The sequence below is a fragment of the Longimicrobium terrae genome (genome assembly GCF_014202995.1).
In the GTDB taxonomy this organism is placed as follows: Bacteria; Gemmatimonadota; Gemmatimonadetes; order Longimicrobiales; family Longimicrobiaceae; genus Longimicrobium; species Longimicrobium terrae.
The window spans coordinates 73,090-99,419 of record NZ_JACHIA010000025.1 but is presented as its reverse complement, the minus strand read 5'-3'; the positions used below and the strand labels follow the sequence as shown (position 1 = coordinate 99,419).

The window sequence follows — 26,330 nt, the reverse complement described above, 5'->3', positions numbered from 1 at the left end:
GGACGTGTTGCCTCCGGCTGACTCCACCACGGGGCGCCTGTTTACAAAAGCACTCCCAAGACCCGAATTGTCAATTTCAGAATCCCGCGGACCAAAGCCCGCTTCGTTCGTTCTGCTTCATGGCAACCAGACCAGTTTCACCCGGTCCGCCGCGTCCGCCCGTCGCCGCGGGCAGTCCTTCAAGCTAACAGCGTTGCCCTGCTTCGTCAACCCCTCGGCTTCAACAACTTTTTCGCTTTCGCGAAACCCGCCGTGCGCCGAACTCCTTCAAGCTACTGGGCTTTTCCGATTCCGTCAAGGGGCGGTTTTCCAAATTTTTTCTTTTCCGCCCCGCCGCCGCCATTCAGGCGACAGCCCTACAAGGTACATCACCCGCACCCCGTCGTCAACCCCTGATCGCGATCGCTTCGGAATCGCTTCGGCCGGGGTTCCGTGGAGGGCGCCAAGTATACACCGCGTACCGGAGCAGGTCAAGGGGTTTGTTTCCGTCGTGTCACCAGTCCGGCACAGGCGGGCACCATCTACACCGTTTCACGCGGAGGACGCGGGGGTGGCGGAGGGGCGCGGGGGAACTGATGGGGGGAACGGAAGAGGAGGAGAGCATCGGATCGCTCTCCTCCTCTTCTCGCGTCAGCGGCGGGTCTTGATGCGCATTCCGTTGGCCGCGACGCCATCCCGTGGCGGCTCAGGCTTGGGCGGCGCCTTCGGTTGCGGGCGCGGCGCGGGCTTCTCCTGTCCCCCGCCCTGCCGCGCCCCACCCGCGGAACGCTGCGCGCCCGGTGACTTCATCGACAACGCGATGCGCTGGCGCGGTACATCTACCGACAGCACACGAACAGTCACGCGATCGCCCACCCGCGCGGCTTCTGACGGATCGCGGATGAACTTGTCCGAGAGTTCCGACACGTGCACCAGGCCGTCCTGGTGCACACCGATGTCGACGAACGCACCAAAGGCGACCACGTTGGTCACCGTTCCCTGCAGCGTCATTCCCTCCTTGAGGTCTTCCACCTTCTGCACGTCGTCGCGAAAAGAGGGTGCCTCGAACTGCTCGCGCGGGTCGCGGCCGGGCTTGCGCAGTTCCGCCACGATGTCCTGAAGCGTGGGGAGTCCCACGCCGTTCCCGACATAGCGGGTCAGGTCGATGTGGCCGATTGACGCCTCGTTCCCCACGAGCGTCGTCATGTCCACGCCCAGATCGCCCGCCATTCGCTCTACCAGGCCGTAGCGCTCCGGATGCACGGCCGAGGCGTCAAGCGGATGGGCACCGCCGCGCACGCGCAGGAAGCCGGCGGCCTGCTCGAACGTCTTGGGACCCAGGCCCGGCACCTTCTTCACCAGCTCCGCGCGCGAGCGGAACGGGCCGGCCTGGTCCCGCTGCTCCACGATGCGCTGCGCCACGGTGGGGCCGATGCCCGCCACGTAGCCCAGCAGCGCGGCCGACGCCGTGTTCAGCTCCACGCCCACACGGTTCACACAGCTCTCCACCGTCTCGTCCAGCCGCCGCTTCAGCCGCGTCTGCGACACGTCGTGCTGGTACTGGCCCACGCCGATGGACTTGGGATCGATCTTCACCAGTTCGGCCAGCGGGTCCTGTAGCCGGCGCGCGATGCTGACCGCGGATCGCAGCGTCAGATCCAGATCCGGAAATTCGTCACGCGCGGTGTCGGATGCGGAGTAGACGGAGGCGCCCGCTTCGTTGACCATCACCACGGCGGGACGCGGATCGATGGAGGCGTCGCGGACGGCTTCGCGCGCCATGCGGTCCGATTCGCGGCTCGCCGTCCCGTTCCCGACGGCGACGAGCTCCACGCCGTGCTTTTCGATCAACCGTGTCAGTTCCCGCCGCGCGCGGTCTTCCTGGTGCAGATAGACGACGCCGGTCTCCAGCAGCGCGCCGGTGCGGCTGACGACGGCCAGCTTGCAGCCGGTGCGGTATCCCGGATCGACGCCCAGCACCGTCCGTCCGCCGGCGGGAGGCTGCAGGAGGAGCGCCTCGAGGTTGCTGCCGAAGATGGCAATCGCCTCCTCATCCGCGCGCGTCTTGAGCTCCATTCGCACCTCCACCTCCGCGGAAGGCGACAGCAGGCGGTTGTACGCGTCCTCTACCGCCAGGCCCATCTGCTCCGGCGCGCGGTGCCCGTCCAGAAAGCGGTTGCGCAGCGCCATGACGATCGCCTCGTCCGGCGCCAGGATGCGCGCGGTCAGAAAGCCCTCCGTCTCCCCCCGTCGCACGGCCAGGATGCGGTGGCTGGGAAGATCGCGGACGGGACCGGTGAAGTCGTAGTAATCCTGGAACTTGCTGACCTCGTTCTCCTTGCCGCGCGCCGCCTTGCTTTCCAGCACGCCGCGGGTGCGCACCTGCTCGCGCACGTATGCGCGCGCGGCGGCGTCTTCGGAGATGCGCTCCGCGGCCACATCGCGCGCGCCGGCCAGCGCGTCCGCCACGGTCGCCACGCCCTTGTCCGCATCCACGAACTCCGCGGCGCGCGCGGCGAGGTCGCGGTCGGACGCCGCGCCGCCCCAGAGCGCTTCCGCCAGCGGCCCCAGCCCCCGCTCCAGTGCGATGGTGGCGCGGGTGCGGCGCTTGGGCTTGTACGGGAGATAAAGATCTTCCAGCGCCGACTTGGTGACGGCGCCTTCGATGGAGGCGCGCAGCGCGGGCGTGAGCTTGCCCTGTTCGTCGATGGACTTGAGGATGGCGGCGCGGCGGTCGTCCAGTTCCGCCAGGTACTCGTGGCGGTCGCGCAGGTCGCGCAGCTGCACCTCATCCAGCTCGCTCGTGGCTTCCTTGCGGTAGCGGGCCACGAACGGAATGGTGTTTCCCGCCAGCAGCAGTTCCAGCGCGGCGGCTACCTGCGGCGCGCGCAGCCCCAGTTCAGCGGCGATTTTTTCAGCGTACGGCAACAGATTTCGTCCGGTGTGTGGTTCGGTCGTTCGCGGCGTCCCCTCCATCGCCGCGGGACGGAAACGTAACCGCGCACCGGTCCGCCGGGCTACGGTCGCGGGGCCGGATGTCGTCGTATGCGGATGATCGATCGAGGCGCGGCTCCCTTTCCGTCATCGATCGAAACCTCGCGAACCAGTTCCGGGCGAAACGGCACAATCGGCGGAGCCAGCAATCATCCTGGACCCTCGCGCAGCACGCTGGTCCACTTCCCGTCATCCACCGGAAACACCAGAACGGCCCCAACAAGTGCTGGGACCGTCGAAAGCGCAAGCCGGGCGGGCTCAGTCCGCCGGAGAGCGGCGAAAGCGCGACAGGCTGACCGCTTCCCCTTCCGCCAGCAGGCGGCTGAGCACCTCCACCGCGGCGGGATGGTCCACCGCCGGCTCGGCGGCCGCCACGCGCAGCACGATGTCGCGCATCAGGTCGTGCTCGCGCCGCAGGTCGTCCGCGTTCCACCCCAGGCGGATGCGCTGGTCCGCGTGCTTCCAGGCCAGCAGGCGCTGGATCTGGTGTCCGTCGCGCAGGAGGACGGGGTCGCCGCCCGCCTCATCCAGCGTCACCATCGTCTTGCCGACGTCCAGCAGGTAGGTGGCGAGATGATTCTCCAGCTCCATCCGCGTCAGGCGCGCGATGCCGGGCACGCGCAGCTCGCGCGGAAGCCGGCCCGCCAGTTCGCGCGTCACCCGGTCGGCGCACTCGGCGATGCGGCGGCCCAGCTCTCCCAGCCCCGGAACCTCCCCCGCGGCCGTGGGCCAGCGCGGCGCGGCGGCCGCCTCCTCCGCATCCTCACGCGGCTCCGAGACCTCCACGGCGGATCCCGGCGACGCGGCGGATCGAAGCCAGAGGGAAAAGCGCGAGCCCGCGCCGGCTTCGCTTTCCACCCGCAGGTCGCCGCCCATCAGCCGGGCCAGGCGGCGGCTGATGGCCAGCCCCAGCCCCGTTCCGCCCTGCTCGCGGGTGTGCCCGCCCTCCACCTGCACGAACGGCTGAAAGACCGCGTCCAGCTGCTCAGGCGCGATGCCGATCCCCGTGTCGTCCACCTCCAGCACCACCCACGCGCCGCCGTCGCGCAGCTCCGAATCCGGCGGGGGATGGAGAGCCGTGCGGCAGCAGAGCGTGACCGTGCCCCCCGGCGGCGTGAACTTGACGGCGTTGGAGAGCAGGTTGATGAGCACCTGCTCCACGCGGTCCGGATCGCCCAGGCATCCCTCGTCTTCCGCGCACTCCCACGCGCGCCGCAGCCGCACGCCCTTGGCGGAGGCCAGCGGCGCGACCAGGTCGGCCGCCTGCTCCCCCGCGTCGCGCACCGGCAGCGGGTCGCCCCGCACCACCATCTCCCCCGCCTCGATCTTGGACAGGTCCAGGATGTCGTTGACGACCACCAGCAGGTGCCGGCTGCTTTCCTGGATGCGATCCAGGTAGTTCTGCGCCGGCGCGCTCAGCGGCCCGGCCAGCCCGGCGTCCAGCAGGTCCGCGTAGCCGATGACGGCGTTGATGGGGGTGCGGATCTCGTGGCTCATGGTGGCCAGAAACTGGCTCTTGGCCACGTTGGCGGCCTGCGCGTCCGCGTACAGGCGGGCGCTTTCCACCGCGAGCGCCGCGCGGTGCGCAAGCTGCTCCGCCAGCACGAGTTCCGCGTCTCCGTACTCCCGCGCGGCCCCGGCGCGGCCCAGCGCGAGGACGGCGACCGCGCGGTCGCGGGCCATCACCGGCAGCGTGAGCCCGGCGGCGTCGCCGGCCGTCCAGCGCACCGCGCCTCCCCGCTCCACGCGCGCGGCGTCGCGCCCGGCATCCGCCGCCGCGGCCAGCCACCCCCGCCCCGGGCCGGGGGGACGCGCCGCATCCGCCACCCGCTCCACGGTTCCATCCTCGTGCACGGCGTGGACGGTGGCGAAGTCGGCCAGAAAGGGGACGGCGAGCTCCGCCAGGCGCGGCAGGGCGTCGCCGGCCTCCAGCGACGCGGCCAGCACGGCGCCGGCGCGGGCCAGGAACTCCGCGCGCTCCGTGGCGGCTTCTGCCTCCCGCTGCGCCGCGGCCGCGCGGATCAGCTGCCGCTCGCGCTCTTCCGCGCGGCGGCGTTCGGTGATGTCGCGCAGGCTGACCACCAGCGCGGGATCACCCTCCCAGTTCAGCGGCGCAGAGCGGATTTCCACCGACACGGCTTCGCGGCCGCGCACCACGTCCACCTCCGCCGACTCGCCCTCCAGCACGGGAAGCCCCAGGTCCGCGCCGGTGATCTCCTCGCGCGTGCGGCCGAACAGCGCGGCGGCGGCCGGGTTGGCGAACCGCACCCGGCCGTCGCGCTCCAGGATCAGGATTCCGTCCGAGCTGGCTTCCACCAGCGCGCGGAAGGAAGCCTCGTTCACGCGGCCCTCCAGCGGTTCACGCGCTTTCTCCACTCGCCACGGTGCTGGCGTCGTCGTGCCCCATGTGCGTGATGTTGCCGGACAGAATGCCGCTGGTGTTGCGGAACGGCTCGCCCAGGTGCATGCCGTTGCCGTCGATGGTGTACTCGCGGATGCTGGTGTCGTGGGCCGACCCGCGCATCTTGAGCACCAGCAGCCCGCGCTTGAGCTGGCCGAACGTTTCCACGTAGCGCAGCAGCAGGATGGTATCCGTCAGCGTGCTGATGTGCTTTTCCGTCACCGACGGCCCGCCGCTGATGCTGGTGGCGGTGGACGTGAGCATTCCCGCCGTTTCGCGGTGCTTGAGCATGCTGGTGAGCCCCAGGATGAACTCCCGGAAGCTGCGCATGGAGCTGATGCGCTCCAGCGCCGACAGGCTGTCCACCACCACGCGGTTGGGGCGGAACTCCTCGATGGCCCAGCGCATCCGCAGCAGGTGGTCTTCGATGGGCATGGCGTGGGGATACACGGGGATGATCTTGAGCGACCCCTCGCGCTCCATCGTCTCGAAGTCCACGCCCCACCCGCGCGCGTTGCGGATCAGCTGCTCGCGGCTTTCCTCGAAGGCGAACAGGAGCGACCGGTCGCCCGCGCGGTGCCCGCCGTCGATGAAGTGCGTGACGGTGAGCGTCTTGCCCGCGCCCGTCGCGCCGGAAAGGAGGATGACGCTGTCGCGGAAGTAGCCGCCGCCCAGCATCTCGTCCAGCCCCTCCACCCCGCTGGTCACCCGCTCCTCGCTGGAGCGCTGGGTGAGCTGCATGGCGGAAAGGGGGAGCACCACCACCCCGCGCTCCGCCGCGATGGTGAAGGGAAACTCGCCGCGCTGGTGGTTGGTGCCGCGGAACTTGACGATCTCCACCGTGCGCCGCCTGCGCTCCTCGTGCAGCGTGTTGCGCAGGAGGACGACGTTGTCGGCCACGAACTCCTCGATGCCGTGGCGCGACACCTCGCCGTAGTCGTCCGTGCGCTCGGAGGTGACGATGGTGGTGACGCCCAGGTCGCGCAGCGCGCGGCTCACGCGGTACAGCTCGGCCCGCAGCCGCTCCGGCTGCGGCAGGCGCGAAAAGAGCGCGTTCACCGAGTCGATGGAAACGCGCCGCGCGCCGGTGGCTTCCAGCGCGCGGGTGATGCGCACGAGCATGGCGCTGAGGTCGAACTCGCCCACCACTTCGGTGGCGTCCTCGTCGGGCGAGCCGTCCACGTACGCCCACTTGCCATCCCGCTCCCACTGCGGCACGTCCCAGCCGAAGGCCGCCAGGTTGCGCGACAGTTCATCCGGGCTTTCCTCGAACGTCACGAACACGCCCGACTCGCCCTGCTGGATGGCGGAGGCCAGGAACTGGGCGGCAAAGATGGTCTTTCCGCTCCCCGCCGTCCCTCCGATGAGCGTGGTACGCCCCCGCGGCAGCCCGCCTTCGGCAATGATGTCGAAGTCCTCGATGCCGGTGGGCAGCTTGGGAAACGGCAGCGGCTCGGCATTGCGCGGGCTGCTCATGGACGGGTCTCCGTCGGGGTGGAGGGGGAAAGGCCCAGGGCTTCGGCCACGCGCCGCCCGGCGCCAAGGTCGCCCACCACGCGCCGGGCGGGGAGCGGATGCTCGCGCACCAGCGTAGGGGTCAGCAGCACGCGCGCGGCGTCTGCCCGGTCCGGCTGGTCCAGAACGTCCACGATCTCCGCCTCTACCGGCTCGCGCACACCCCCGCCCTGCATCCACGCGAGCGTGTCGCGCGCGGAACGGGTGCGCGGCGTGTCACCAGCCACGTACAGGACAAGGCGAATGGTCACCGGAAGGGTCACGCGGACGGCGGAAAAGGAGGCGGGGAACGGTGGACCGCCGGCGGCGGCGCAACCTGGGAAAAGGCAGGCGCGGGCCGCCGGGGTTCTGGACCCGCGGGGACGCAAGAATTTCGCCGCCGCGCCGGGCAGGAGCGGGGCGAATGCTGGCCCGGAGAGTGATTTTCATGCGGGACATGCGTTTCCGCGAATGGGACCGGCGGAAGCCCGGGCGGCGGACCGTCGTTCCCGGAACGGCGAAGGGGCGCGCCGGAGATTCCGGCGCGCCCCTTCATCCATCCACCCGCCCGTGGTCAGTTGGGCATGAGCACGCGGTTGATGACGTGGATGACGCCGTTGGACTGCAGTACGTCGTACGTGGACACGCTGGCCACGCCGCCCTTTTCATCGCGCAGGACGACGTTGGCGGGGCCGTTCATCATCGCCGTCAGCGTGCCGCCGCTCACGGTGCGCAGCGTGGCCGTGCCGTTGCCCGCGCGGATCATGCGCATGATGTCCGCGGCGGTGTGGCGGCCGGCGACGACGTGATAGGTGAGGACCTTGGTGAGCGCGGCCTTGTTCTCCGGGCGCAGCAGCATCGCCACGGTGCCGTCGGGCAGGTTCTCGAACGCGTCGTTCACGGGGGCGAACACGGTGAACGGCCCGCGGCCCTTGAGCGTCTCCACCAGGCCGGCCGCCTGCACCGCCGCCACCAGGGTGGTGTGATCCGCCGAGTTCACCGCGTTGTCCACGATGTCGCGCGTGGGCAGCATGGCCTGCCCGCCCACCGTCACCGGCCGCGCCGCCGTGGCGTGCGCGCCCTGCGCCACCGCCGGAGCCGCGCTCACCACCGCGGCCGCCATCAACATCCCGATCATCCGCTTCATCGTCGTCATCCCGTCGTCTGGTTGATGATTGTCCAATCTTCGTACAAGGATACGCCGGGTGCGCGCGGATCGGATTCATCCGGTCAGGGTGGATGACAAAACGCGGCCCCGCCGGGATGGGCGGGGCCGCGCGATCTTCATCGATCAGACAACGTTTCCTGCGGATCCGGACGGCGGTCAGGGCCGGGGAACGGCTGCCCGCCCGGCGCGCGAGCCGATGTGCGCGCCCACCGCCGCGGCGATGATCTGCACCAGCAGCCCGCCCGCGTAGAGCGCCGGGTTGATGGTGTCCCACGTGCTGGCGTCAAACAGTTCGCCGACCAGGTTGGCCACGAGCCACACCACGACGGAAAACAGCCCCATCGCCACGCCGTGCAGGATGGGCGCGGTGCCGGTGCGTGCGCCGGTCAGGTATCCGCCGAGCGTGAATCCGATCAGGATGGCCACGACGCTCCATGCGCCGGTACCGCTCTGGTCGCTGATCATCCCCACCGCGCTCATGGCCAGCAGCAGCAGCGAGGTGACGGCCACGCTCACGAACCAGCCGAATACGACCCACGACGGACGGACGTTCTGCAGATGCTCGGTATGCATGCGATTCAAGGATCGTGGGACAGGCGGAGAAGCCCTCCGCATCGTTCAACGCCTGATTCACGCAGAAGGCATTCCGTCCCGCGACGCCGCCGCTCGCATACGTACGGATTCCGTTCTCAGGATGACGGGATGAGGATCTCCGTGGACGCGTCCAGCAGGTCGTCCGCCAAGTCCAGCTGGCAGGGCTGAAAACTGCGGCGGTGGTGCGGGGTGGCGCCGTGGCGGCCCAGCGCGTCCAGGTGTTCCGGCGTGCCGTACCCCATGTTGCGCTCCCAGCCGTAGCCGGGATAGCGCGCGGCCAGCCGCGTCATCAGCCGGTCGCGCGTGACCTTGGCCAGGATGGAGGCGGCGGAGATGCAGTGCACGCTGCCGTCGCCGCCCACGATGGCGGAGTGCCGCTCCAGCCCAAGCTCCGGCACCGCCAGCCCGTCCACCAGCAGATGGTCCGCGCCGCCCAGCCGCGCAATGGCCCGCTGCATGGCCAGCGCCGTCGCCCGGCGGATGTTGAGCCGGTCGATTTCCGCGGCGGACGCGGCGCCCACGCCAAAAGCCAGGCAGCGCTCGCGGATCAGCACGTCCAGCCGCGTGCGCCGCTCCGCGTTCAGCTTCTTGCTGTCCGCCACCCCGTCGATCCAGCAGTCCGTCGGGAGAATGACCGCCGCGGCCACGACGGGGCCGGCCAGCGGCCCGCGCCCCACCTCGTCCACCCCGGCCACGCGCATCATCCCCTGTTCCCAGCACATCCACTCACGCGCCAGCAGCTTGCGCAGGCGCTGCGGGGACGGCTTGCGCTTGCGCGGCGTTGCGGTCTTGGAAGCGGTTCTGGGTGACATGGGGGAAGTGCCTGCGGTGCCGGGTGTTGCGATGTGTGCACTGTGTACGCGTGAGGATAAGCGAAGTGCCGCTCGCACACAACCGTGCGGCGGCGGGAGTTCGGCTCCGCTTTGTCCTTTCAACGCGCACTCAGCGGGATTGCGAACCCTGGGACGGAGAAGAAAAGCACGTCCGTGTCGTAAAATGGACAGAGCTTGCGGCGAGGGCTGCAGGACTGCTAACTGGACAAATGGAACGGGAGGAGAAACCTTGACGGCCGTACGGCTATTGTCGTACATTGGAGGAGCATATGGGGCTGCGGGACGTAAGGGTTCTGTTGGTGGATGCGCTGGAAAGCGGGCGCTACCAGCACCAAGCTCGGCAGGCTCAGTCCGAGAAGAACCTGCTGGCCACGGAAGAAATATCCGCAGCCGAGGTGGTGGCGCTACTGCACCGGTGCCGCGGAAGCGAATACAGCACCAGCCCGCTGCACTTTGATCCGGCCACCACCTGCCATGTCTTCCGGCCGGTGCAGCGCGGAGAGCGCTGGTACATCAAGGCCTACTTCCTATCCAACGACGCAGTATTCATCAGCGTCCACCGAGCGGAGCACTAAGCATGCACTTCTGGAAGGAAGGCGATCGATCCGAAGCCATCTGCGAGCGCTGCGAAAAGCGGGTTGTCACCCGGTTCGAGCCGCGTACGCTGCGCCTGGAGCAGAGCGCCATCGATGTGCCCAACGTGCTGGTGGGCGTGTGCACCGAGTGTGGCGAAACGGCGTCGGTGCCCGCGCAGTCCACGCCCAAGATCAAGGAGGCGCGCGAGCGGCGGAAGGCCGAAACGCTGGAAGCGCGCATTCCCCTGCACTTGGACGACATGCTCCACGCGTTGGCGGATTACTTCCACACCGCGGTCGAGGGCTTCCGCGCCGACCTGCTTCGCTTCTACATGCGCGAGGTGGCAGATGACGCGGCGTTCGCCGAGCGCGTTCGCTCGCTCGCCTCGTCGGAGCTGGCCGGAGGACGGGCGCGATCACGCATCTCGCTCCGCGCGCCCACCGCGCTGCTGGAGCAAGCGCGGGCAAGTGCCGCCCAGGCGGGAATGAGCGACGCGGAACTGATCCGCGGCATCATCGTCGCCGCCAAGGAAGATGTGTTGGAGGCGGGCTCTCCCGCGCGGGTGGCGCGGCTGGGAGGCGCAGCCCAGGCGGAAGGGGCACCCCGGCTCGCCACCGTCTGAACCGCGAACGGTCAGAGCAGACGGAGGCCTACTTCGTCCACGCGGGTTCCGTGAAGGCGGCGGATGTGCAGCTTCACCTCGCCCGTGGTGATGCCGCGCCCCTCCGCCACGCGCTCGCCCAGGCGGGCGTGCATCAGGTCGTCCAGCGTCCACTCGGGGTCGGCCTCCACGTGGACGCCGTAGAACTCCTCCAGTTCCGCCAGCGTCGTATCGCCCGCGAGCGGAAACTCGGTGCCGCCTTCAGGCGCGGTGGCGTGGCTCCCCGCCAGCACGCGGTCCATCACCCGGCGCGCGCTGGAGTTCAGCACAAAGAACAGCCGGTCTCCCGGCTCCACCCGCGTGCTGCCGCGCGGCGGAATGATGCTTTCACCGCGCGTGATCATGGCCACCACGGCGCCCGCGGGGAGCGCCACGTCCCGCAGCGACCGTCCCGCCATCCACCCGCCCTCATCCACCGTGTACTCCACGATGTCGGCGTCGGCGTTGCGCAGGGTGGTGATTTCCAGCGTGGCGGGCGCGTTCGCCACACCGGGCTGCTGCAGCCCCAGGGCGCGCGCCACGGCCGGCAGCGTCCACCCCTGCGTGACGGCGGAAACGAGCACCACAAAGAACACGATGTCGAACAGGCGCTCCCCCCCGGGCAGCCCCAGCAGGAGCGGATAGGTGCCCAGCACGATGGGCACGGCGCCCTTGAGCCCCGCCCACGACACGAAGGCCAGCTCGCGCCCCGTGAACCGCAGGGGAAAGAGCGCCACCAGCACGGCTACCGGCCGGGCGATCAGCACGAGGACGGCGGTCACCAGCAGCCCGGGGCCGGCCACCTCCATCAGCCGGCTGGGGTAGATGAGCAGGCCCAGCAGCACGAAGAGGGTGATCTGCGACAGCCACGCCATCCCGTCCAGAAACTGCAGAATGCCGCGCTGAAAGGGGACGCGGCCGTTGCCCACCACGATTCCCGCCAGGTACACGGCCAGAAAGCCGCTCCCGTGCAGCTCCGCCGCCAGCCCGAAGGCCAGCAGCCCCGCCGCGGCCGCGAACACCGGGTACAGCCCCGCCGCGGCAAGCTCCACCTTTACCAGCAGAAGGTGCGCGATCCGGCCCACCAGCAGCCCCACCGCGGCGCCCACGCCCATCTGCATCAGGAACAGCCGCACCAGCGGCCAGCCGGGCTCAATCTGCCCCAGCAGCAGCTCCAGCACGCCCAAGGTCAGGAAGACGGCCATGGGATCGTTGGAGCCGCTTTCCAGTTCCAGCGTGTTGGCCAGGCGCTCGGGAAGGCGCAGCCCGCTGAAACGGAGGACGGTGAACACCGCGGCCGCGTCGGTGGACGCCACGATGCTCCCCAGCAGCAGCCCTTCCAGCGGCCGCAGCCCCAGCACGTACATGGCCGCGGCGCCGGTGATGGCCGCCGTCACCAGCACGCCCACGGTGGCCAGGGAAAGGGCGGGCGCCAGCGCGGGGCGCAGGGTGGAAACGTGCGTCCGCAGCCCGCCGTCAAAGAGGATGACGGCCAGCGCCACCGTCCCCAGCCCGTGCGCCAGGATGAAGCTGTCGAAGCTGATCCCCCCGATCCCTTCCGACCCCGCCAGCATCCCGATGGCGATGAACAGGGCCAGCGCCGGCATCCCGAAGCGGGACGAAAAGCGGCTGGACGCGATGCCGATGAGAACCAGCACCGCGCCGCTCAGAATCAGTCCTTCAACCGCGAACATCGGTTCCCCGGCTCAGTGGCGCACGAGGGCGCGGCCCTCGCTGACGAATGAAATGCCCTGCCCCGCCTCCGTGCCGATGTTCACCGCCTGGATCACCGGGTCCGTCACGCGGGCGGGCGCGCTCCACTCCACCAGAAAGCTGGCGCCCGAGCCGCCCTCCGTGTCCACCGCCTCCACCACGTACTCCGCCGCGGCCAGCGGGGCCAGCGTGCGCGGCGTGCGCTGGTAGGTGCGCACCAGCCGCCCGTCCGTCCCGTAGTACTGCACGCCGGCGATGGTGAGCGACCGCTCCGGATCGGTGTTGCGGATGCTGAGGATGACGGCCAGATCGAACGTGCGCCCGTAGTCGCGCGAGTACACGTGGGAGTACGCGGGAACGTACACCACCTGGCGCACGGGCCCGGCGCCGCTGTCCGCCGCCGCGGGCGGAAGCGCGGGCGGGCGCCCGGGAAGCGTATCGCCCGACGAGGCGGAGGCGTGCCGTCCCTCGCCGCCGCCGCGCGAGCAGGCGGACGCGAGCAGGAGCAGGGCGATGACGATGGATCTGGGCAAGGGCCGTCCCGCTTCGGGTGGGGGTGTGCGCTGACCGATCCTACGTTCCCGCGGTGCGGCGGGGCAAGGCGCGCGTCGGCGCGGGGGTGGATCGGCCGGCGCGCAGAACGTCGATGGCGGTCTGCGGATCGGGAGGACGGGAATGGGACACTCCCGATCGTGTGGCGGGATCTCGCTCATCGCCGGCCTGGGAGGCCCCTCTCCCGGCCCCTCCCCGTGCAAACTGCCGCACGGAGAGGGGAGAAACTCACGCCGGGTGACGAGATGTCGTGCGGGTGACGACTGACATGCGCTCGTGGGGTGTTCTGGCGTTGGCGCGACAGCATCGGCGCTTTCGCAACCGGCATAAAACGGCCGAACGTGGCGCAAAGAAAGAGCGGGGCGCGCCCGGTTGGGCGCGCCCCGCTCTTCATCCACCGGTACCGGCCGCGATCAGCGGACGACGCGGCGCTCGCGAATGCGGGCCGCCTTGCCGCGCAGCGCGCGCAGGTAGTACAGCTTGGCGCGGCGCACACGGCCGTGGCGCACCAGGTCGATGCTGCCGATCATGGGGGAGTGCAGCGGAAACGTACGCTCCACGCCGACGCCGCCGCTGATCTTGCGGACCTTGAAGGTCTCCTGGACGCCGCCGTGCTTGCGCGAGATGCACACGCCCTCGAACGCCTGGATGCGCTCCTTTTCACCTTCGCGGACGCGAACGTTCACCCGCAGCGTGTCGCCGGGACGGAAGTCCGGAACGTCGCTGCGAAGATATTCCTTCTGAGTCTCAAAAAACGGATGCATGAGTCTGGTCCTCGTCGCTTGAAAAGTGGAGAGGTTGGGACGGCCGGCTGCTCCGGCGAACGAACCCAACATCAACTGTGTTCCGGAGCCTCCCAGAGGTCCGGCCGCCGCTCGCGCGTCAGGCGCTCGGCCTGCTCGCGGCGCCACGCGGCGATGCGTGCATGGTCTCCGGAAAGCAGTATTCCGGGAACCTCCCGTCCGCGGTACACCGCGGGGCGGGTGTACGAGGGTGCGCTCAGCAGCCCGTCGTAATGGCTGTCGGTGGACGCCGACTCGTGGTCCGAGATGGCGCCCGGCAGCAGCCGGACAGTGGCGTCGATGGCCGCCAGCGCGGGGATCTCGCCGCCGGAAACGATGAAGTCTCCTAGCGAAAGCTCCTCCGTCGCCAGCCCTTCGGCCACGCGGTGGTCCACGTCCTTGTAGTGCCCGCACAGAAAGGTGATCTGCGGCTGGAGCGAAAAGCGGACGGCGTCGGCGTGCGTGAACCTGCGTCCGCGCGCGCTCATCAGCACGATGGGGCCAGAGGGAAGCTCCTCTCCCTCCGGCGCCAGCGACTGCACCGCCTCCCAGAACGGCTCCGGCTTCATCACCATTCCCGCGCCGCCGCCGTAGGGCAGATCGTCCACCGTCTGGTGGCGGTCGTGGGTAAAATCGCGCAGCTGAACCAGGTTGTACGTCACCAGCCCCGCGGCCGCGGCCCGGGCCGGAATGCTCAGGCCCAGCGGCCCCCGGAAGAAGTCGGGGAACAGCGTGACCACGTTGACGCGCATCACAGCTCCAGCAGCCCCGCGGGCAGGTCCAGCTCCAGCACCCCCTCGGCCGCGTCGATCCGGCGGATCATCTGCTGCACGAAGGGGATGAGCAGTTCCCCGCGTTCCGCGCGGCGCACGGCCAGCAGCGGCCCGCTGGGCGCCTCGTAGAGGTCGGTCACGACCCCCACCTCGCCCTCGGCCTCCGTCATCACCCGCATCCCAAGGAGCTGGTGATAGAAGACCTCGCCCTCTTCCAGCGCCTGGGCCTCGCCGCGCGGAACCAGCAGCGCGCGGCCGCGGATTTCGTCCTGCGCCGGCGAGCGGCCGGTGAACTCCAGCGCCTTGACCAGCATGCCGCCCTTGAAGGGGCGCGCGCGCTCGATGGTGAGGACGCCGGACTCCAGCGGGTTGCCGTCCGCCGTGCCCAGGCGAAGGACGCGCCCCGGCGCGAACGCCGCGCCGGGACGGTCCGTATCAAGCCGGACGAAAAGCTCGCCCTTGATGCCGTGGGGCTTCTGTACCGTTCCCACGATCAGGAACGGAGGCTCGTCGCCGGCCATCGTCCGGCCGATCAGCCCTGCGTGGGCTCGGTGGCCTCGGCGTCCGCCGCGACTTCACCGGCGGAGGCCGGCTCGTTGGCCTCGGGCGCCACGGCGACGTTGTCGCTGCCGGTGGCGTCGCCGCTGACGGCGTCGGGCGTGGCGGCGGCGTCATCGCTGCCGCCGGTGACGCGGTCGGTGACCGACTCCACGGCGCCGCTCACGGCACCCGCGACGGCGGAGGCCGCCGAAGAAACCGCCGAAGCGGCCGAGCTCACCGCGCCGCTGACGGCCGAGGTGTCGACCGACGACACGGCGCCGGCGACGGCGGAAGCCGCCGAGCTCACCGCGCCGGTGACGGCGGAGGTGTCGACCGACGACACGGCGCCGGCCACGGCGGACGCCGCCGAGCTGACGGCGCCGGCCACGGCGGACGCGCCGCCGCTGACGGCCTTGCCGGCCTTCTTGGCCGCTCCGGTGACGGCGGCGGCGGCCTGCTCGGCCACGTTCGGCGCGTCGCCGAACACGCCGGCCTTGCGGAACAGCGAGTTGACGGTGTCGGTGGGCTGCGCGCCCTTGGCCATCCAGGCCAGCACCTTGTCGCGGTCCACCACGAGGGTCATGGGCGTGGTGGTGGGGTTGTAGTGACCCACCTTGGCGACGAAGCGGCCGTCACGGGCCATGCTGCTTTCGGCGACGACGATGCGGTAGTGCGGGGCCTTCTTACGGCCCATGCGGCGGAGACGGATCTTGAGCGCCATTGTGTTCCCTCGTGGGATGTTGGTTGCGTCCAGGAGGGCGGCGTAGGCCCGCTCCGGACGATCGAAAAGAGGAAGTGCGTTAGTGCTATGTGCGTTAGTGGTTCGGCTCCGCGAGCGATTCGTCTCGCAACGCCGCACTCACGCACTAACGCACCCCGCACTCACGCACTTTCCCTCTACCGCATGCCGCCGAACGGCAGCTTCGGCATTCCTCCCCCGCGGGGCATCATGCCCTGCAGGCCCTTCATCTGCTTCATGAACTTCTGCATCTCCTTGAACTGCTCCAGGAGACGGTTGATCTCGCTCACCGGGCGCCCGCAGCCGCGGGAGATGCGCACGCGGCGCGAGCCGGTCAGCATCTCGGGGCGCTTGCGCTCCTGCTTGGTCATCGAGGTGATGATGGCCTCGATGTGCTTCATCCGCTGCGGGTCGACCTTGACGTTCTTCAGCATCTTGCTGTTCACGCCCGGCAGCATCTTGAGCAGATTTTCCAGCGGCCCCAGGTTCTGAAACTGGCGCAGCGCCATCAGGAAGTCGTCCAGGTCGAAGCGGCCGGCGCCCATGACCTTGCGCTCCAGCTTGGCCGCTTCTTCCTGGTCAAACGAGCGCTGGGCCTTTTCCACCAGCGACAGCACGTCGCCCTGCTGCAGAATGCGGCCGGCCATGCGCTCGGGGTGGAATTCCTCCAGCCCGTCCAGCTTTTCACCCACGCCCAGGAACTTGATGGGCTTGCCGGTGACGCCGTAGATGGAAAGGGCCGCGCCGCCGCGGGCGTCGCCGTCCATCTTGGTGAGCACCACGCCGGTGATGTCGAGCGCGTCGTCGAAGCCCTTGGCCACGTTGACGCTCTCCTGGCCGATCATGCCATCGGCGACGAACAGGATTTCGGCCGGCTTCAGCACCTCCTTGAGGCGCTTCAGCTCGTCCATCAACTGCTCGTCGATCTGCAGGCGGCCGGCGGTGTCGAAGATGACCACGCGGTCGCGCTCGCTCTGCGCCAGCTCCAGCGCCCGGCGCGCGATGCCGACGACGTCCTGCGAGCCCGGCTCGGCGTAGACGGGAACGCCCACCTGCTCGCCCAGCGTCTGCAGCTGCTCCACCGCGGCGGGACGGTACACGTCGCACGCCACCATGCGCGTCTGGCGCATCTCGCGCTTCATCTTGCGCGCGATCTTGCCGGCCGTGGTCGTCTTACCGGAGCCCTGCAGGCCGACCATCATGATGACGGTGGGCGGAATGGGCGCCAGCGCCAGCGGCGAACGGCGCTCGCCCAGCATGCTGGTGAGCTCTTCGTGAACGATCTTTACCAGCTGCTGCCCGGGCGAAACCGCCTTGAGCACGCGCTCGCCGAGCGCCTTCTCTTCCACGCGCTTCATGAAGTCGCGCGTGACCTGGAAGTTGACGTCGGCCTCCAGCAGCACGCGCCGGATCTCGCGGAGCCCCTCGCGAATCATGGGCTCGGTAAGAACACCGCGCTGCCGCAGGCCGCTGAATACGCCCTCGAGCTTGTCGCTGAGCTGATCGAACACGCTGTCTGCCGGTTTCAATGAAGCCGAAAACCCCGCTCACGCCGGATTCCGGCCGGGCGGGAGAGGCATAGCCGGGAAACTTACCATCGCGAGCGGGATTTGCCAAGTCTGGACACGCTCCGGGCGCCCCGGACGGCGTTCCGGAACGCGCCGTGTCACGGTTGCGTAAACATTCATCAACGTGTATACTTACGCACGACGGACGGAACGCGCTGCACCCGGCGATCCGGCCGCTTTTTTGTGCCCGGAAGTCGGGGATCGGACGGAGCGCGGAGTTCACGGCGGCCCCCACCCGGGCTCGTACTACTCTCCCACCCTCCCGCACGAGAGCGGATGATCCGCGCTCGAACAGCGGGAACCCCCGACTCGCGGCCGCTGACGCGTCCACGATCGGGGCTTCAACCGCCTGGGAACACGAGCAGAGCCGGCGTAGAGTCCGCGCAGGCGGACTTCGTGTTGTTCGAGGCGCGGTTTCAACCGCCGGTCGGGGGGGTCGCCGCGGTGCACGGACGTTCTCCATCCCGACAACGCAGTTCATCCCTTCTCCGACACCGATCGGACGAAGAATCAGCAGCATCCCGGGCCAGCTCCGGCCCGCTTGCCACGTCGTCAAAACCCGAGGGTATCGACCGGACGCCGCGCTTTGCGGCGATCGTCGCCATCCCGTTTTCGCAGTCGAGGACCGCCATGCCGCAGACCGTCATCAACCTGTCCGCGCCCCGCATTCCCGGATGGCGCATCGTGCGCCCGCTCAGCGACGGGGCGCAGGCGCACACCTACGTGGTGGCGCCGGAGTCGCGCCCGTCCGACGAGTGCGCCGTCGCCAAGGTGATGCGGCTCAAGGGGATCGAGGGCTACGCGCTTTCCCCCGAGGTGCAGCGCTGGCGCATGGAGCGCGAGGTGCGCGCCCTGCGCACGCTGCAGGACGCCGGGTGCGAGGGTGTGGTGCGCGTGCTGGACCACGGCTCGCACACGGAAGGCACCGGGCAGCCGTGGATGGTCATGCACCGTCACGCCGGCCCCGCGCGCTCGTTCGACGGCACGGGCTTCGTGTACGCCGAGCGCTTCCGCGGCCGCGTGACGCGCGTGATGTCGATGACGGAGTCGCTGGCCCGCACCCTTGCCGTCATGCACGGGCACGCCGAGCGCATCGTGCACCGCGACCTGCACCTGGGCAACGTGCTGATGGACGGCGTGGGCAGCCGGCCCATCCTGGGCGATTTCGGAATCGCGCACGTGGCGGGGCACTCGCCGCGGCCGGGCTTTGACGACGCCGTCATCTCCGGCGCGTGGCACTGGCGCCCGCCCGAGCTGAACGCCGGCGACGACGGATCCCCCGCCTCGGACGTGTTCATGCTGGGCGGGCTGGTGTTCGAGGCGCTTTCCGGCGGGCACGTGCTGCCGTACGCGGGCGACTGGGGCAGCGCGTGCGTGCACGCGCGGCCGGAGCACCACCTGGGCCGGTGGACCACGGATTTCCGCATCCCCATGGTGAACGCGCTGCTGGACCGCATGCTGGCCATCGATCCGGCCGCGCGGCTGGACGCGGCGGAACTCGTGGAGCGCTGCCGGGAGATCCGCCTGGCGGGCACCCTGCGCGGACGACCGGTTCTGGCCACGGCCTGAGCATCTTCATCGACCGAAAACAACGACGGCGGGCTCCGGAATCATCCGGAGCCCGCCGTTGTTTCTCCGTCAGATGACCGATGGCCCTGGCTTGCGCCGCGGGAGAGATTTCATCCGTCGTGCACTCCTGACGGGCGATGCTCCCGCCGGCGAACCTCTCCGCCGGACCGATCCGCTGAACCGACAATCATCTGATGATCAAGCGAACGCTCGTCACGGCTGCGCTGGCCATCACCTCTGGCGCCAGCACGGCCCACGCGCAGTCCCGCATTCCGTTCACGGTGGAAGGGCGTGTCGATCGCGTGTCGCCCATGGGGAAGTTCGACGAAATCTCCGCGGCCGGGTTCAGCACGGGCGTCGCCGCGTCGGTGCAGGTGCGGCCCGGGCTGGGCGCGTACGCCAGCTACAGCTACGCCGTGTTCGGCCCCAAGCTCTTGAGCGACTTCGACGACGCGACCGACCAGGGCGTGTCCGTCGGCCTGACCGCGGCTGTCCCCGCCGGGGCCACGCGCCTGAAGCCGTACGTGGCGGCCGGCGTGGTGGTGCACCAGTTTACGCTGTACGACCAGGTGGAAACGGATGAGGACGTCGGCTTCGAGGTCGGCGCCGGCGTGGCGGTTCCGGTGATCGGGCGCCTGCGGCTCACGCCATCCGTATCGTACCGCACGTACAACGTGGATCCGCGGTTCGGGGACAGCGACGTGCCGCAGCCGGGCGATGATGGTTTCGCGGTGCGCTACTTTTCCGCGGGCGTGGGGCTGAACTTCGCGTTCTGAGTGGAGGATGAACGAAAGCGGCCCGCGCCGGATTGCCGGTGCGGGCCGCTTTTTCTGTGCTGATGAACGACAAAACGCCGGACCGGGCACGAAGCCCGATCCGGCGTTTTGTTGTATGGAGCTGGCGGGAGTCGAACCCGCGTCCGCCTACAGATCCCCCGCAGCGTCTACGTGCGTATTGCTCTGTTCCTTTCTCCTCGTCCCCTCATCGGCCAGAGCAAGGCCCATCAGGAACCAGCCGTAAAGTTCTCACCCGCGCCGTTACGGCGCCGAACGCGGGCCAGCTCGATTTTAGCGACATCTACCGACCCGCCTCGAGCAGGGCTGATCGGCAAATGGGAGGTAAGGAGCCGTTTAGGACTCTACTTACGCAGCCAGGGCGAAGTTATCGTTCGCGGTTACAATTTCCCGGAGGTTTTACGAGTGCTCCGAGCACCTCGGCACGCAGCCACGGCTTCACCATACACGTCGAAACCATGACAGCCCCAAACCCGAATTTTCAACCGACGCCATCAATCTAGCCGCGACGCCGCCGTGTGTCAATCCCTTTGCGATCAAACGACTTAGGGGATGAGGACCAGCCGCGCCGGCCGTCGGATGAGATGTGTATCCAAGCTCCGGCCCACCAATCCGCGCGATCGCCCCTGTTCCCAGCCTAATGTGGACGCCGTCGCTTGCGCACCACGCAGCGTAGGTCGCGATCCTGGCTCGTCTCCGGCTAGATCCTCCGCTCGCCCCTGGTTCGGCGCGGCGGAGAGTCCGGCGCCGGACGGCACACGGCGACACACCATGCGCTGGTTCCAGACAAGGATAGACGGCCACACGGCTGTGCCCCTCAGCCGTTACATGGCGGAAAGGGTTCCGGGTACATCGCTCGGAACGCGTTTTCCACCACCGATCACTGTATGGGGATCGCCAAGGAGATCAATCAAGCACTGGATCAGCGAATCCGATCAGCGATGATCAAGATGGCGCCCACAGTGCCCGATCACGATGAGCTCCCGTTCTGGATCCCAGAGAAAGTGGATCCGAATCGTCTCCGTCACGCTGTCCTTTACGCCGATTTTTAAGTGGGCCATCATCTCAACAGCCTCGCCCTCATAGAGAAACGTTCTTAGCTGCTTTGCGCGTTTGTTCTTCTTCACCGTCTCAGACTCCGTCGAAGCGAAACTGCTCCCAAACACGCTCCGAGCTCCAGAATCACCGCCGCCGGATTTCAACATATCCCAGTAGGAAGTCACGAGTAGTCGAAGAAGGCGGAAAGCCTCGCCTCCCTTGTTGAAACTCGTAGATTCCTGAGCAGATTTCCAGCCAGTCTCGAGTATGGTGACACGCTCCGGGTAAAGAGCAGTCAGTGCAAGAAGCGACTGGGTTGGAGTAGGATTAGCTCCACACACTTCACGAAGTGCATCCCTGACATCGGTCTCGTAGTCGATTCCCCTTGAACGTTGATGAACACCGGCTAGCGCCTCTGTTAGACTCTTGTTGGAATACTCCAAAGCGCGCAAACCATCATCTTGCTCTGCACGCGTCAACTCTGCGGCATCCAATGCCGCCTCAAGGCGAGCAATCTCTTCCTCATGCTCGTTGTAGGCGTGTTGCAAAAAGCTGAGAAGAGCACTCTCTTCACCTAAACGCTGGCTGTCGTGCAGGCGCCGTTCAAGTTCCCTCTTACGGTCTCGACTTTCCGAAACTCTGGCCACCGCAAGAGGGCTGACGTGTGCTCTTGAGGCCGCGACATTCGAACTGTGAACAATCTCACTAAGAACCTCGCTCTTCTTAGGTCCTACCTGTGATCCTAGGCTCTCCAAATCGGCAGCATAAAGCCGACGATAACGGATCACTGCATCATTACGGACGTTTCGCGGGGGGCGAAGGATGTTCACAGCACCTCGCCAAGCGATATTTTCTCGGCCACAGCGCCGTTCAAGCTCGTACGTGTCTTCACCGTCTGGAATTACGTAGAGCTCTCCCAACCCCACCAACGCGGCCGAGAGTTCGGCGGGCGGAATCAGGTACCCACCTTCCAGGAGCGGGCTGAGAACCACAATAGGATGGCGCCGGTCCAATCGATTGACGTTCTCTAGGAAAGACGCGGAATCTGTGAGCGACAAACGGTTTTGTCTCTGCCCAACGGTTTGGGAAGATACAGGACACCTGTTGTATATCTGACCGATCAATCGGGGTTGTGTAACGAATATGGGAGCCTCAACTCGCGGGCTGATATCATTGACCTGCAATAAGAGCGTGCAGCGTATCTCAGAATCTGCTGAAGCCTGCTCCAAGCCAAATTCGGTGACCCATTCCCGACCTCCTACCCGGGTGTCGGGATGAGTATACCTGAAAGAAAACAATACGGGAAACTCGCCGTCAGCAATCCACGTTTCTAAGCGGTGCCTGTTCGCAGCAATACGGGTATCAGTCTCTTTCAACGAATCTGCGGTGATTTCGGAATGCATTCCCTTCGAGAGCCAGTTAGCAGCGAGTTGAAGCGGAGTGTCCAGATTACACTTAGATTCCAGCGTTAGTACTGTAGAATAGACAATCACCGTTTCGACCTCACGGATAGCGGGGGAATCGTGACCGGGATGCCGGTCCCTGAAGAGTTGTCAGCAACCCTGTCTATGTTCTTACTATGAGACGTACGGGGGATGCTCCCGTCACCTCTACCTCGATGACGCGCTCGTGGCGGAAATGGGCCGGGTAGCCCTTGATCGCCATCGATTCCGTAAGCGTCTGCTCGTCGCGCGGCATCGTCCGCAGCACGTCGTCGCTCATCAGCACCACCAGCTTGGAGCGCGGGCGGGTGATGGACACGTTGAAGCGGTTGGGGTTCAAAAGGAATTCCGCCTCGCGCTCCGCGTATTCCCGGTCGGCGACGGCATAGGATACAATGATCATCTCCCGCTCGTTGCCCTGCATCCGCTCCACCGTGTCCACAACCGGGAGTTCGCCGCGCGGCCAGCCGCCGGACACCAGTTCGCCCAGGATGGCCGCGTTCTGCGCGCGGTGCGGAGACAGGATGGCCAGCCCGTGCGCGCGAAACGCCTCGGCCGTGTACGCGGCGCCCGTCTCGGGATCACGGATGCCGACACGGGCGAGCCGGGCCAGACGCGCGGCGAGACCCGCCTCGAACGCGTTGCGGGCCGTGGCGCGCACGCCGGCGTAGGTGCAGAAGACCGCCGCGTCGCCCGGCCGCAGCAGCACGTCCCACAGCAGGCGGTCCACGGGATCATCGATCTCGATCGCCTCGTTTCGCGCCAGCCGACGGTGCGGGTCCATCGACACGAAGCCGGGATAGAAGAGCCGCGCCGGCCACCGCACCAGCGCGCGGTTCATCCGCCGGCTCTCCCGCAGCGCCAATCTCCCGAACCGCTCGGCGAAGTGCGTAAACGCCGATCCGAAAAGCGTTTCCTCCCGCGGATAGCGGCCGTACAGAATGGGCGGAAGCTGCCGGTCGTCTCCGCACAGGACCACGCGGCCACCGGGCCGCAGCGACGAAAGGGCGATCAGCGCCTCCGGCACCTTCATCTGCGACGCCTCGTCGATCACCACCACGTCGAACAGCGGGCGGATGGGCACGGTGGAGTCCGCCTCCTCGTCGTCGTCGTCGCCATTCATCTGGCGCATCTGCTTCCACAGCGACCACACCGTGGAGCCGGCCACGAGCGGCAGTCCGTCCGCATCCGAAGCCGCCAGCGCGCGGGGAAGATGGTCGTCGCGGATCACCTCCACCTCCAGCGCGGCCAAGTCGTCGTCCGCCTCGCTTCCCCGCCCCGCCAGCTTCACCGCGCGCAGCGGCGAGTCCAGCCCGGCGGACGCCAGTTCGCGCGCCAGCCGGGCCAGCACGTTCACGACGGCGCGGTGCGTGGCCGCGGTCACCAGGATGCGAAGCGGCCGCCCCGCCGCCCGCGCCGCCGCCGCCATCCCGATCAGGATCCACGCGAGCAGGTACGTCTTGCCCGTTCCCGGCGGCCCCCAGATGACGGAAACAGATTGGCCGAACGCGGCGCGCCAGGCCGCCTCCTGCTCGGCGTTGAGCGCGTAGCCGCGGCGTGCGTGCGCCACATCCACCGTTTCCCGCCACCCGGCGTCCGCGTCCAGCGGCGTGGCCCACCCCGGCGCCTGGCCGGCCAGCAGTGCACGCACGGTGGCGGATTCTCCGTGGTCACCGGCCAGGGCGCGCAGGCTCTGCACCACGCGGCGCGTGTTGAAATCCACCGAAGCGCGGTCCAGTACGCAGACGCGGTTCAGGTCCAGCACGGGGCGCCCGTCGTACCGGTCGAAGGCCAGCTTGTCCCACGCGGTGTCGGGCGCCAGCGTGATCCGCGGCGGGGACGAGGCCAGATCGTAGTCGATCAACTCCACCATCAGCTTGCGGCGCAGCCACGGCTTCGCATCCGTTTCCGCCAGCATGCGACCATCGTCGTTGGTCAGCACGAGGGCGAAGTCGCCGGGGCGGAACTTGGCCTCGCGGCAGGCGGGATCGAATTCGAACACCGCGTGCCCGTTCGGCAGCCGTTCGACGAGGTTGAGGCCGGAAATGGATTCAAAGCGGCGCGCGCGGTCCGCCGTCGGCAGCGCGTGCAGGGCGCGGATGCTGGCCGCCTGCTCCGCCGCCTCCGCCAGCGTAAAGAGGCGAAGCTGCTCCAGCACGGGATCCGCGATGGGCCCGCCACCCTCTGCGAACGCGGCGGAATCCATCCGCAGCATGGGATCGCGGCGGCGCGCGGCGTGGTCGCGGATGGCGCGGATGACGGAATCCACTCCCGCCAGCTTGCTGCCCACCGCGCGGACAATCTCCGCCCGCACGCGCTCCGGCGCTTCTTCCCCGCCCGCGACGGGGTGCGGACGCTGGCGCCATACGTCATGGATGCGCTCGAACGCCACCTGGCTGCTGAACGGCCAGCCGTAGTCCGGGCGCGTGCGGTGCACCCACGCCTTTTCCGCCGGCTGCAGCTCGTCCGAGACGGAGGCCAGGTCCCACGCGTAGGGGATGGGGAGGGCGAAAAGCTCGCCGACCACGTCCAGCACCACCGTCCCCGGCGGCGGCGCGCCCGCGTCCCCACCGGGAAAGAGGAGGCGCGCCACGCCCGCGATCCCCGGCTGCGTTCCCGCGTCGCCCAGGTGCCGCTGCAGGCAGTCGCGCAGAAGCTCCGCCTCGCCCGCGTCCCACAGGTACACATGCGCCCCCGGCCCGCGCCGCCGCCCGCCGGTCTGTGCCTCGCGCGCGCCGGCTTCCGCGTCGCCCACGATCTCCGCCGCGCGGGTCAGAAAGCGGCCCAGCATCTCCCGCTCGCCCTCCTCACTCCCCGATTCCGACACGAACACGTCCGTCCGCGCCGGGCCGCCGGACCGCTCCGCGCGGATGCCGAGGGCGAACACCGTTCCGCTCACCGGATCGCTTTCCGCCGTCACCAGCACGCGCGCGGCCTCCGCGACCGGCATGCGGAAGCTCTGCTTCTCCCCCTCCTTGAGCTTGCCGAAATCCAGCGCCTGCACGCGCTTCTTGAGCACGGACTCCGCCGATTCCAGCGCGTGGGCGCCGGTGTACACGCCGCGCTTGAACTCCGCCGTCCGAAGCTGGCGCACGTTGCGAATGCCGCGCGACCGAAGCTGGCTTGCCGCCAGCGGTGTCAGTCCCACGACGCGCGACAGGTGATCGGTGCGGTCCGCCTCCGCGCGGCAGTGCGCGAAGAACGCGCACGAGGTGCATCGCGGCCGGAGGTGCCACTCCGCTTCCGCCGCGGATGCGGCGGCGATGCGCGGCAGTTCATCCCGCAGAAACGCCTGCACATGATGGCGATACGCGGCCAGCGGAAACCGTTTGGGTCCGCGGGACCCGCGCGTCCACAGCCACCCCCAGCGCGTGTCCACGACGGCCTCGATCCCCTCCGCGCGGCAGATTTCCTCCAGCAGCAGCGAGTAGAAGGCGACCTGCGCAAAGTGCTGCAGCGCGCCCTCGCGGCTCCACTTCACGTCCGCCACGCCCAGCCGCAGCCGCCCGCGCGCGTCGCGTCCAAGGCGCACCAGGTCCGGCTGCGCGGGCGCGACCCGCACATGCACGGGAATGCCGAAGCGCTCCCGGAAACCGTCAGGAACGCGCAGTTCCGGCTGCACCAGCCAGCGAGCCTCGCCCGGATCGCGCAGCGCACGCACGACGGCGGCATACGGCAGGCGCTCCGTCCGCCCCTCCGCGTCCCGGTCCGCCACCACGACACGCTCGCCGAAGTGCGCGATCAGCCGGTCCATTGCGCGCGCTTCCCAGCGGCGGCCGGCGCGCGTCAGCAGCTCCATCCCCGGCCGCTGGCCGATGAGCGGGCCCGCCGCGGGGTCGGCGTTGGGCGCGGGCACGTCGCCGCCGCGCAGGGCGGGCGGCACCATCTCCCACCGCAGCTGCCGGTCGCAGTCGAAGCGGAAGTACTGGGCGAGGAGCGTTCCGGAAAGGCGCAGGTCGGTCAAGACGGGCAGTGCGTGAGTGCTGGGTGCGTGAGTGCGTGAGTGCGCCGGCGCCGGGATCGGCGGGGGCGGTCGCAGCGATTCGCTGGGTTCGGTGCGGGGAAGGTATACGGAGGGCGCGACGGGCGGCAGGGGCCCTCACCCCGCGCGCTTCGCGCGACGACCCTCTCCCACAAACAG

At 68.7% G+C, this 26,330-nt stretch carries 19 protein-coding genes, 1 other RNA gene and 1 pseudogene; 4 read left to right on the top strand and 17 right to left on the bottom strand.

Annotated elements, in window-relative coordinates; all coding sequences use genetic code 11:
- Positions 1-630: 630 nt before the first annotated feature.
- The 7 genes from HNQ61_RS25435 to HNQ61_RS25405 all read right to left on the bottom strand — a co-directional run bounded on the left by HNQ61_RS25435 (position 631) and on the right by HNQ61_RS25405 (position 9,442).
- On the bottom strand, positions 631-2,907 hold the full coding sequence (locus tag HNQ61_RS25435) for a Tex family protein (RefSeq protein WP_240978867.1): 2,277 nt from the start codon (positions 2,905-2,907) through the stop codon (positions 631-633).
- A 324-nt stretch (positions 2,908-3,231) separates the two neighbouring features.
- Positions 3,232-5,316, bottom strand: a complete 2,085-nt coding sequence (locus tag HNQ61_RS25430; RefSeq protein WP_170038418.1) for an ATP-binding protein — start codon at positions 5,314-5,316, stop codon at positions 3,232-3,234.
- A 16-nt stretch (positions 5,317-5,332) separates the two neighbouring features.
- Positions 5,333-6,850, bottom strand: coding sequence for a circadian clock protein KaiC (kaiC, locus tag HNQ61_RS25425; protein WP_170038420.1), 1,518 nt, complete (start codon positions 6,848-6,850; stop codon positions 5,333-5,335).
- Positions 6,847-7,152, bottom strand: a complete 306-nt coding sequence (locus HNQ61_RS29370) for a circadian clock KaiB family protein (RefSeq protein WP_170038422.1) — start codon at positions 7,150-7,152, stop codon at positions 6,847-6,849. The genes kaiC and HNQ61_RS29370 overlap by 4 nt, the downstream gene beginning before the upstream one ends.
- 290 nt (positions 7,153-7,442) lie before the next feature.
- Positions 7,443-8,024, bottom strand: a complete 582-nt coding sequence (locus tag HNQ61_RS25415; RefSeq protein ID WP_205762017.1) for a fasciclin domain-containing protein — start codon at positions 8,022-8,024, stop codon at positions 7,443-7,445.
- Between the two features lie 168 nt (positions 8,025-8,192).
- On the bottom strand, positions 8,193-8,609 hold the full coding sequence (locus tag HNQ61_RS25410; protein ID WP_170038424.1) for a hypothetical protein: 417 nt from the start codon (positions 8,607-8,609) through the stop codon (positions 8,193-8,195).
- A gap of 116 nt (positions 8,610-8,725) precedes the next feature.
- Positions 8,726-9,442 (bottom strand): ribonuclease HII, encoded by a 717-nt coding sequence (locus HNQ61_RS25405; RefSeq protein WP_170038426.1) that lies wholly within the window; start codon positions 9,440-9,442, stop codon positions 8,726-8,728.
- 320 nt (positions 9,443-9,762) lie between these two features.
- Between HNQ61_RS25405 and HNQ61_RS25400 the strand changes: the two genes are divergently transcribed.
- Both HNQ61_RS25400 and HNQ61_RS25395 read left to right on the top strand, forming a co-directional pair.
- Positions 9,763-10,038: a hypothetical protein gene (locus HNQ61_RS25400; protein WP_170038428.1), complete on the top strand. Its 276-nt coding sequence runs from the start codon at positions 9,763-9,765 to the stop codon at positions 10,036-10,038.
- 2 nt (positions 10,039-10,040) lie between these two features.
- Positions 10,041-10,661: a hypothetical protein gene (locus tag HNQ61_RS25395; protein ID WP_170038430.1), complete on the top strand. Its 621-nt coding sequence runs from the start codon at positions 10,041-10,043 to the stop codon at positions 10,659-10,661.
- An 11-nt stretch (positions 10,662-10,672) separates the two neighbouring features.
- Here HNQ61_RS25395 and HNQ61_RS25390 read toward each other — a convergent pair whose 3' ends face one another.
- The 7 genes and pseudogenes from HNQ61_RS25390 to ffh all read right to left on the bottom strand — a co-directional run bounded on the left by HNQ61_RS25390 (position 10,673) and on the right by ffh (position 17,289).
- The gene (locus tag HNQ61_RS25390; RefSeq protein WP_170038432.1) at positions 10,673-12,373 is read right to left on the bottom strand and encodes a potassium/proton antiporter; all 1,701 of its coding nucleotides are present in this window, start codon (positions 12,371-12,373) and stop codon (positions 10,673-10,675) included.
- 12 nt (positions 12,374-12,385) lie between these two features.
- Positions 12,386-12,925 (bottom strand): DUF3124 domain-containing protein, encoded by a 540-nt coding sequence (locus HNQ61_RS25385; RefSeq protein WP_170038434.1) that lies wholly within the window; start codon positions 12,923-12,925, stop codon positions 12,386-12,388.
- 432 nt (positions 12,926-13,357) lie between these two features.
- On the bottom strand, positions 13,358-13,708 hold the full coding sequence (gene rplS / locus HNQ61_RS25380) for a 50S ribosomal protein L19 (RefSeq protein ID WP_170038436.1): 351 nt from the start codon (positions 13,706-13,708) through the stop codon (positions 13,358-13,360).
- A gap of 71 nt (positions 13,709-13,779) precedes the next feature.
- The gene (trmD, locus tag HNQ61_RS25375; RefSeq protein ID WP_170038438.1) at positions 13,780-14,478 is read right to left on the bottom strand and encodes a tRNA (guanosine(37)-N1)-methyltransferase TrmD; all 699 of its coding nucleotides are present in this window, start codon (positions 14,476-14,478) and stop codon (positions 13,780-13,782) included.
- Positions 14,478-15,020 carry a ribosome maturation factor RimM gene (gene rimM, locus HNQ61_RS25370; RefSeq protein ID WP_170038440.1) on the bottom strand — a complete coding sequence of 181 codons (543 nt, stop codon included), beginning with the start codon at positions 15,018-15,020 and terminating at the stop codon, positions 14,478-14,480. The genes trmD and rimM overlap by 1 nt, the downstream gene beginning before the upstream one ends.
- Positions 15,021-15,523: 503 nt before the next feature.
- Positions 15,524-15,760 (bottom strand): annotated as a pseudogene (gene rpsP / locus HNQ61_RS29935) (30S ribosomal protein S16); the annotation flags it as partial.
- Between the two features lie 176 nt (positions 15,761-15,936).
- Positions 15,937-17,289: a signal recognition particle protein gene (ffh, locus tag HNQ61_RS25360; protein ID WP_170038442.1), complete on the bottom strand. Its 1,353-nt coding sequence runs from the start codon at positions 17,287-17,289 to the stop codon at positions 15,937-15,939.
- Between the two features lie 687 nt (positions 17,290-17,976).
- Between ffh and HNQ61_RS25355 the strand changes: the two genes are divergently transcribed.
- Together HNQ61_RS25355 and HNQ61_RS25350 are read left to right on the top strand one after the other, a co-directional pair.
- Positions 17,977-18,915, top strand: coding sequence for a protein kinase domain-containing protein (locus HNQ61_RS25355; RefSeq protein WP_170038444.1), 939 nt, complete (start codon positions 17,977-17,979; stop codon positions 18,913-18,915).
- 194 nt (positions 18,916-19,109) lie between these two features.
- Complete coding sequence (locus HNQ61_RS25350; protein WP_170038446.1) at positions 19,110-19,691, top strand: type 2 periplasmic-binding domain-containing protein; 582 nt, start codon at positions 19,110-19,112, stop codon at positions 19,689-19,691.
- A 113-nt stretch (positions 19,692-19,804) separates the two neighbouring features.
- Here HNQ61_RS25350 and ssrA read toward each other — a convergent pair.
- The 3 genes from ssrA to HNQ61_RS25335 all read right to left on the bottom strand — a co-directional run bounded on the left by ssrA (position 19,805) and on the right by HNQ61_RS25335 (position 26,153).
- Positions 19,805-20,178: a transfer-messenger RNA gene (gene ssrA, locus HNQ61_RS25345) on the bottom strand.
- 466 nt (positions 20,179-20,644) lie between these two features.
- Entirely contained in the window at positions 20,645-22,150 is a 1,506-nt protein-coding gene (locus tag HNQ61_RS25340) for a hypothetical protein (RefSeq protein WP_183685850.1), read from the bottom strand.
- Between the two features lie 163 nt (positions 22,151-22,313).
- Positions 22,314-26,153 (bottom strand): bifunctional RecB family nuclease/DEAD/DEAH box helicase, encoded by a 3,840-nt coding sequence (locus HNQ61_RS25335; RefSeq protein WP_170038450.1) that lies wholly within the window; start codon positions 26,151-26,153, stop codon positions 22,314-22,316.
- Positions 26,154-26,330: the final 177 nt, after the last annotated feature.

Excerpts from the sequence above, each read along its gene's own strand:
- HNQ61_RS25410 (WP_170038424.1), bottom strand. The coding sequence starts at position 8,609 with ATGCATACCGAGCATCTGCAGAACGTCCGTCCGTCGTGGGTCGTATTC.
- rimM (WP_170038440.1), bottom strand. The coding sequence starts at position 15,020 with ATGGCCGGCGACGAGCCTCCGTTCCTGATCGTGGGAACGGTACAGAAG.
- HNQ61_RS25340 (WP_183685850.1), bottom strand. The coding sequence starts at position 22,150 with ATGCATTCCGAAATCACCGCAGATTCGTTGAAAGAGACTGATACCCGT.
- HNQ61_RS25355 (WP_170038444.1), top strand. The coding sequence starts at position 17,977 with ATGCCGCAGACCGTCATCAACCTGTCCGCGCCCCGCATTCCCGGATGG.
- kaiC (WP_170038420.1), bottom strand. The coding sequence starts at position 6,850 with ATGAGCAGCCCGCGCAATGCCGAGCCGCTGCCGTTTCCCAAGCTGCCC.
- HNQ61_RS25350 (WP_170038446.1), top strand. The coding sequence starts at position 19,110 with ATGATCAAGCGAACGCTCGTCACGGCTGCGCTGGCCATCACCTCTGGC.
- HNQ61_RS25405 (WP_170038426.1), bottom strand. The coding sequence starts at position 9,442 with ATGTCACCCAGAACCGCTTCCAAGACCGCAACGCCGCGCAAGCGCAAG.
- HNQ61_RS25395 (WP_170038430.1), top strand. The coding sequence starts at position 10,041 with ATGCACTTCTGGAAGGAAGGCGATCGATCCGAAGCCATCTGCGAGCGC.
- trmD (WP_170038438.1), bottom strand. The coding sequence starts at position 14,478 with ATGCGCGTCAACGTGGTCACGCTGTTCCCCGACTTCTTCCGGGGGCCG.
- rplS (WP_170038436.1), bottom strand. The coding sequence starts at position 13,708 with ATGCATCCGTTTTTTGAGACTCAGAAGGAATATCTTCGCAGCGACGTT.
- HNQ61_RS25415 (WP_205762017.1), bottom strand. The coding sequence starts at position 8,024 with ATGACGACGATGAAGCGGATGATCGGGATGTTGATGGCGGCCGCGGTG.
- HNQ61_RS25390 (WP_170038432.1), bottom strand. The coding sequence starts at position 12,373 with ATGTTCGCGGTTGAAGGACTGATTCTGAGCGGCGCGGTGCTGGTTCTC.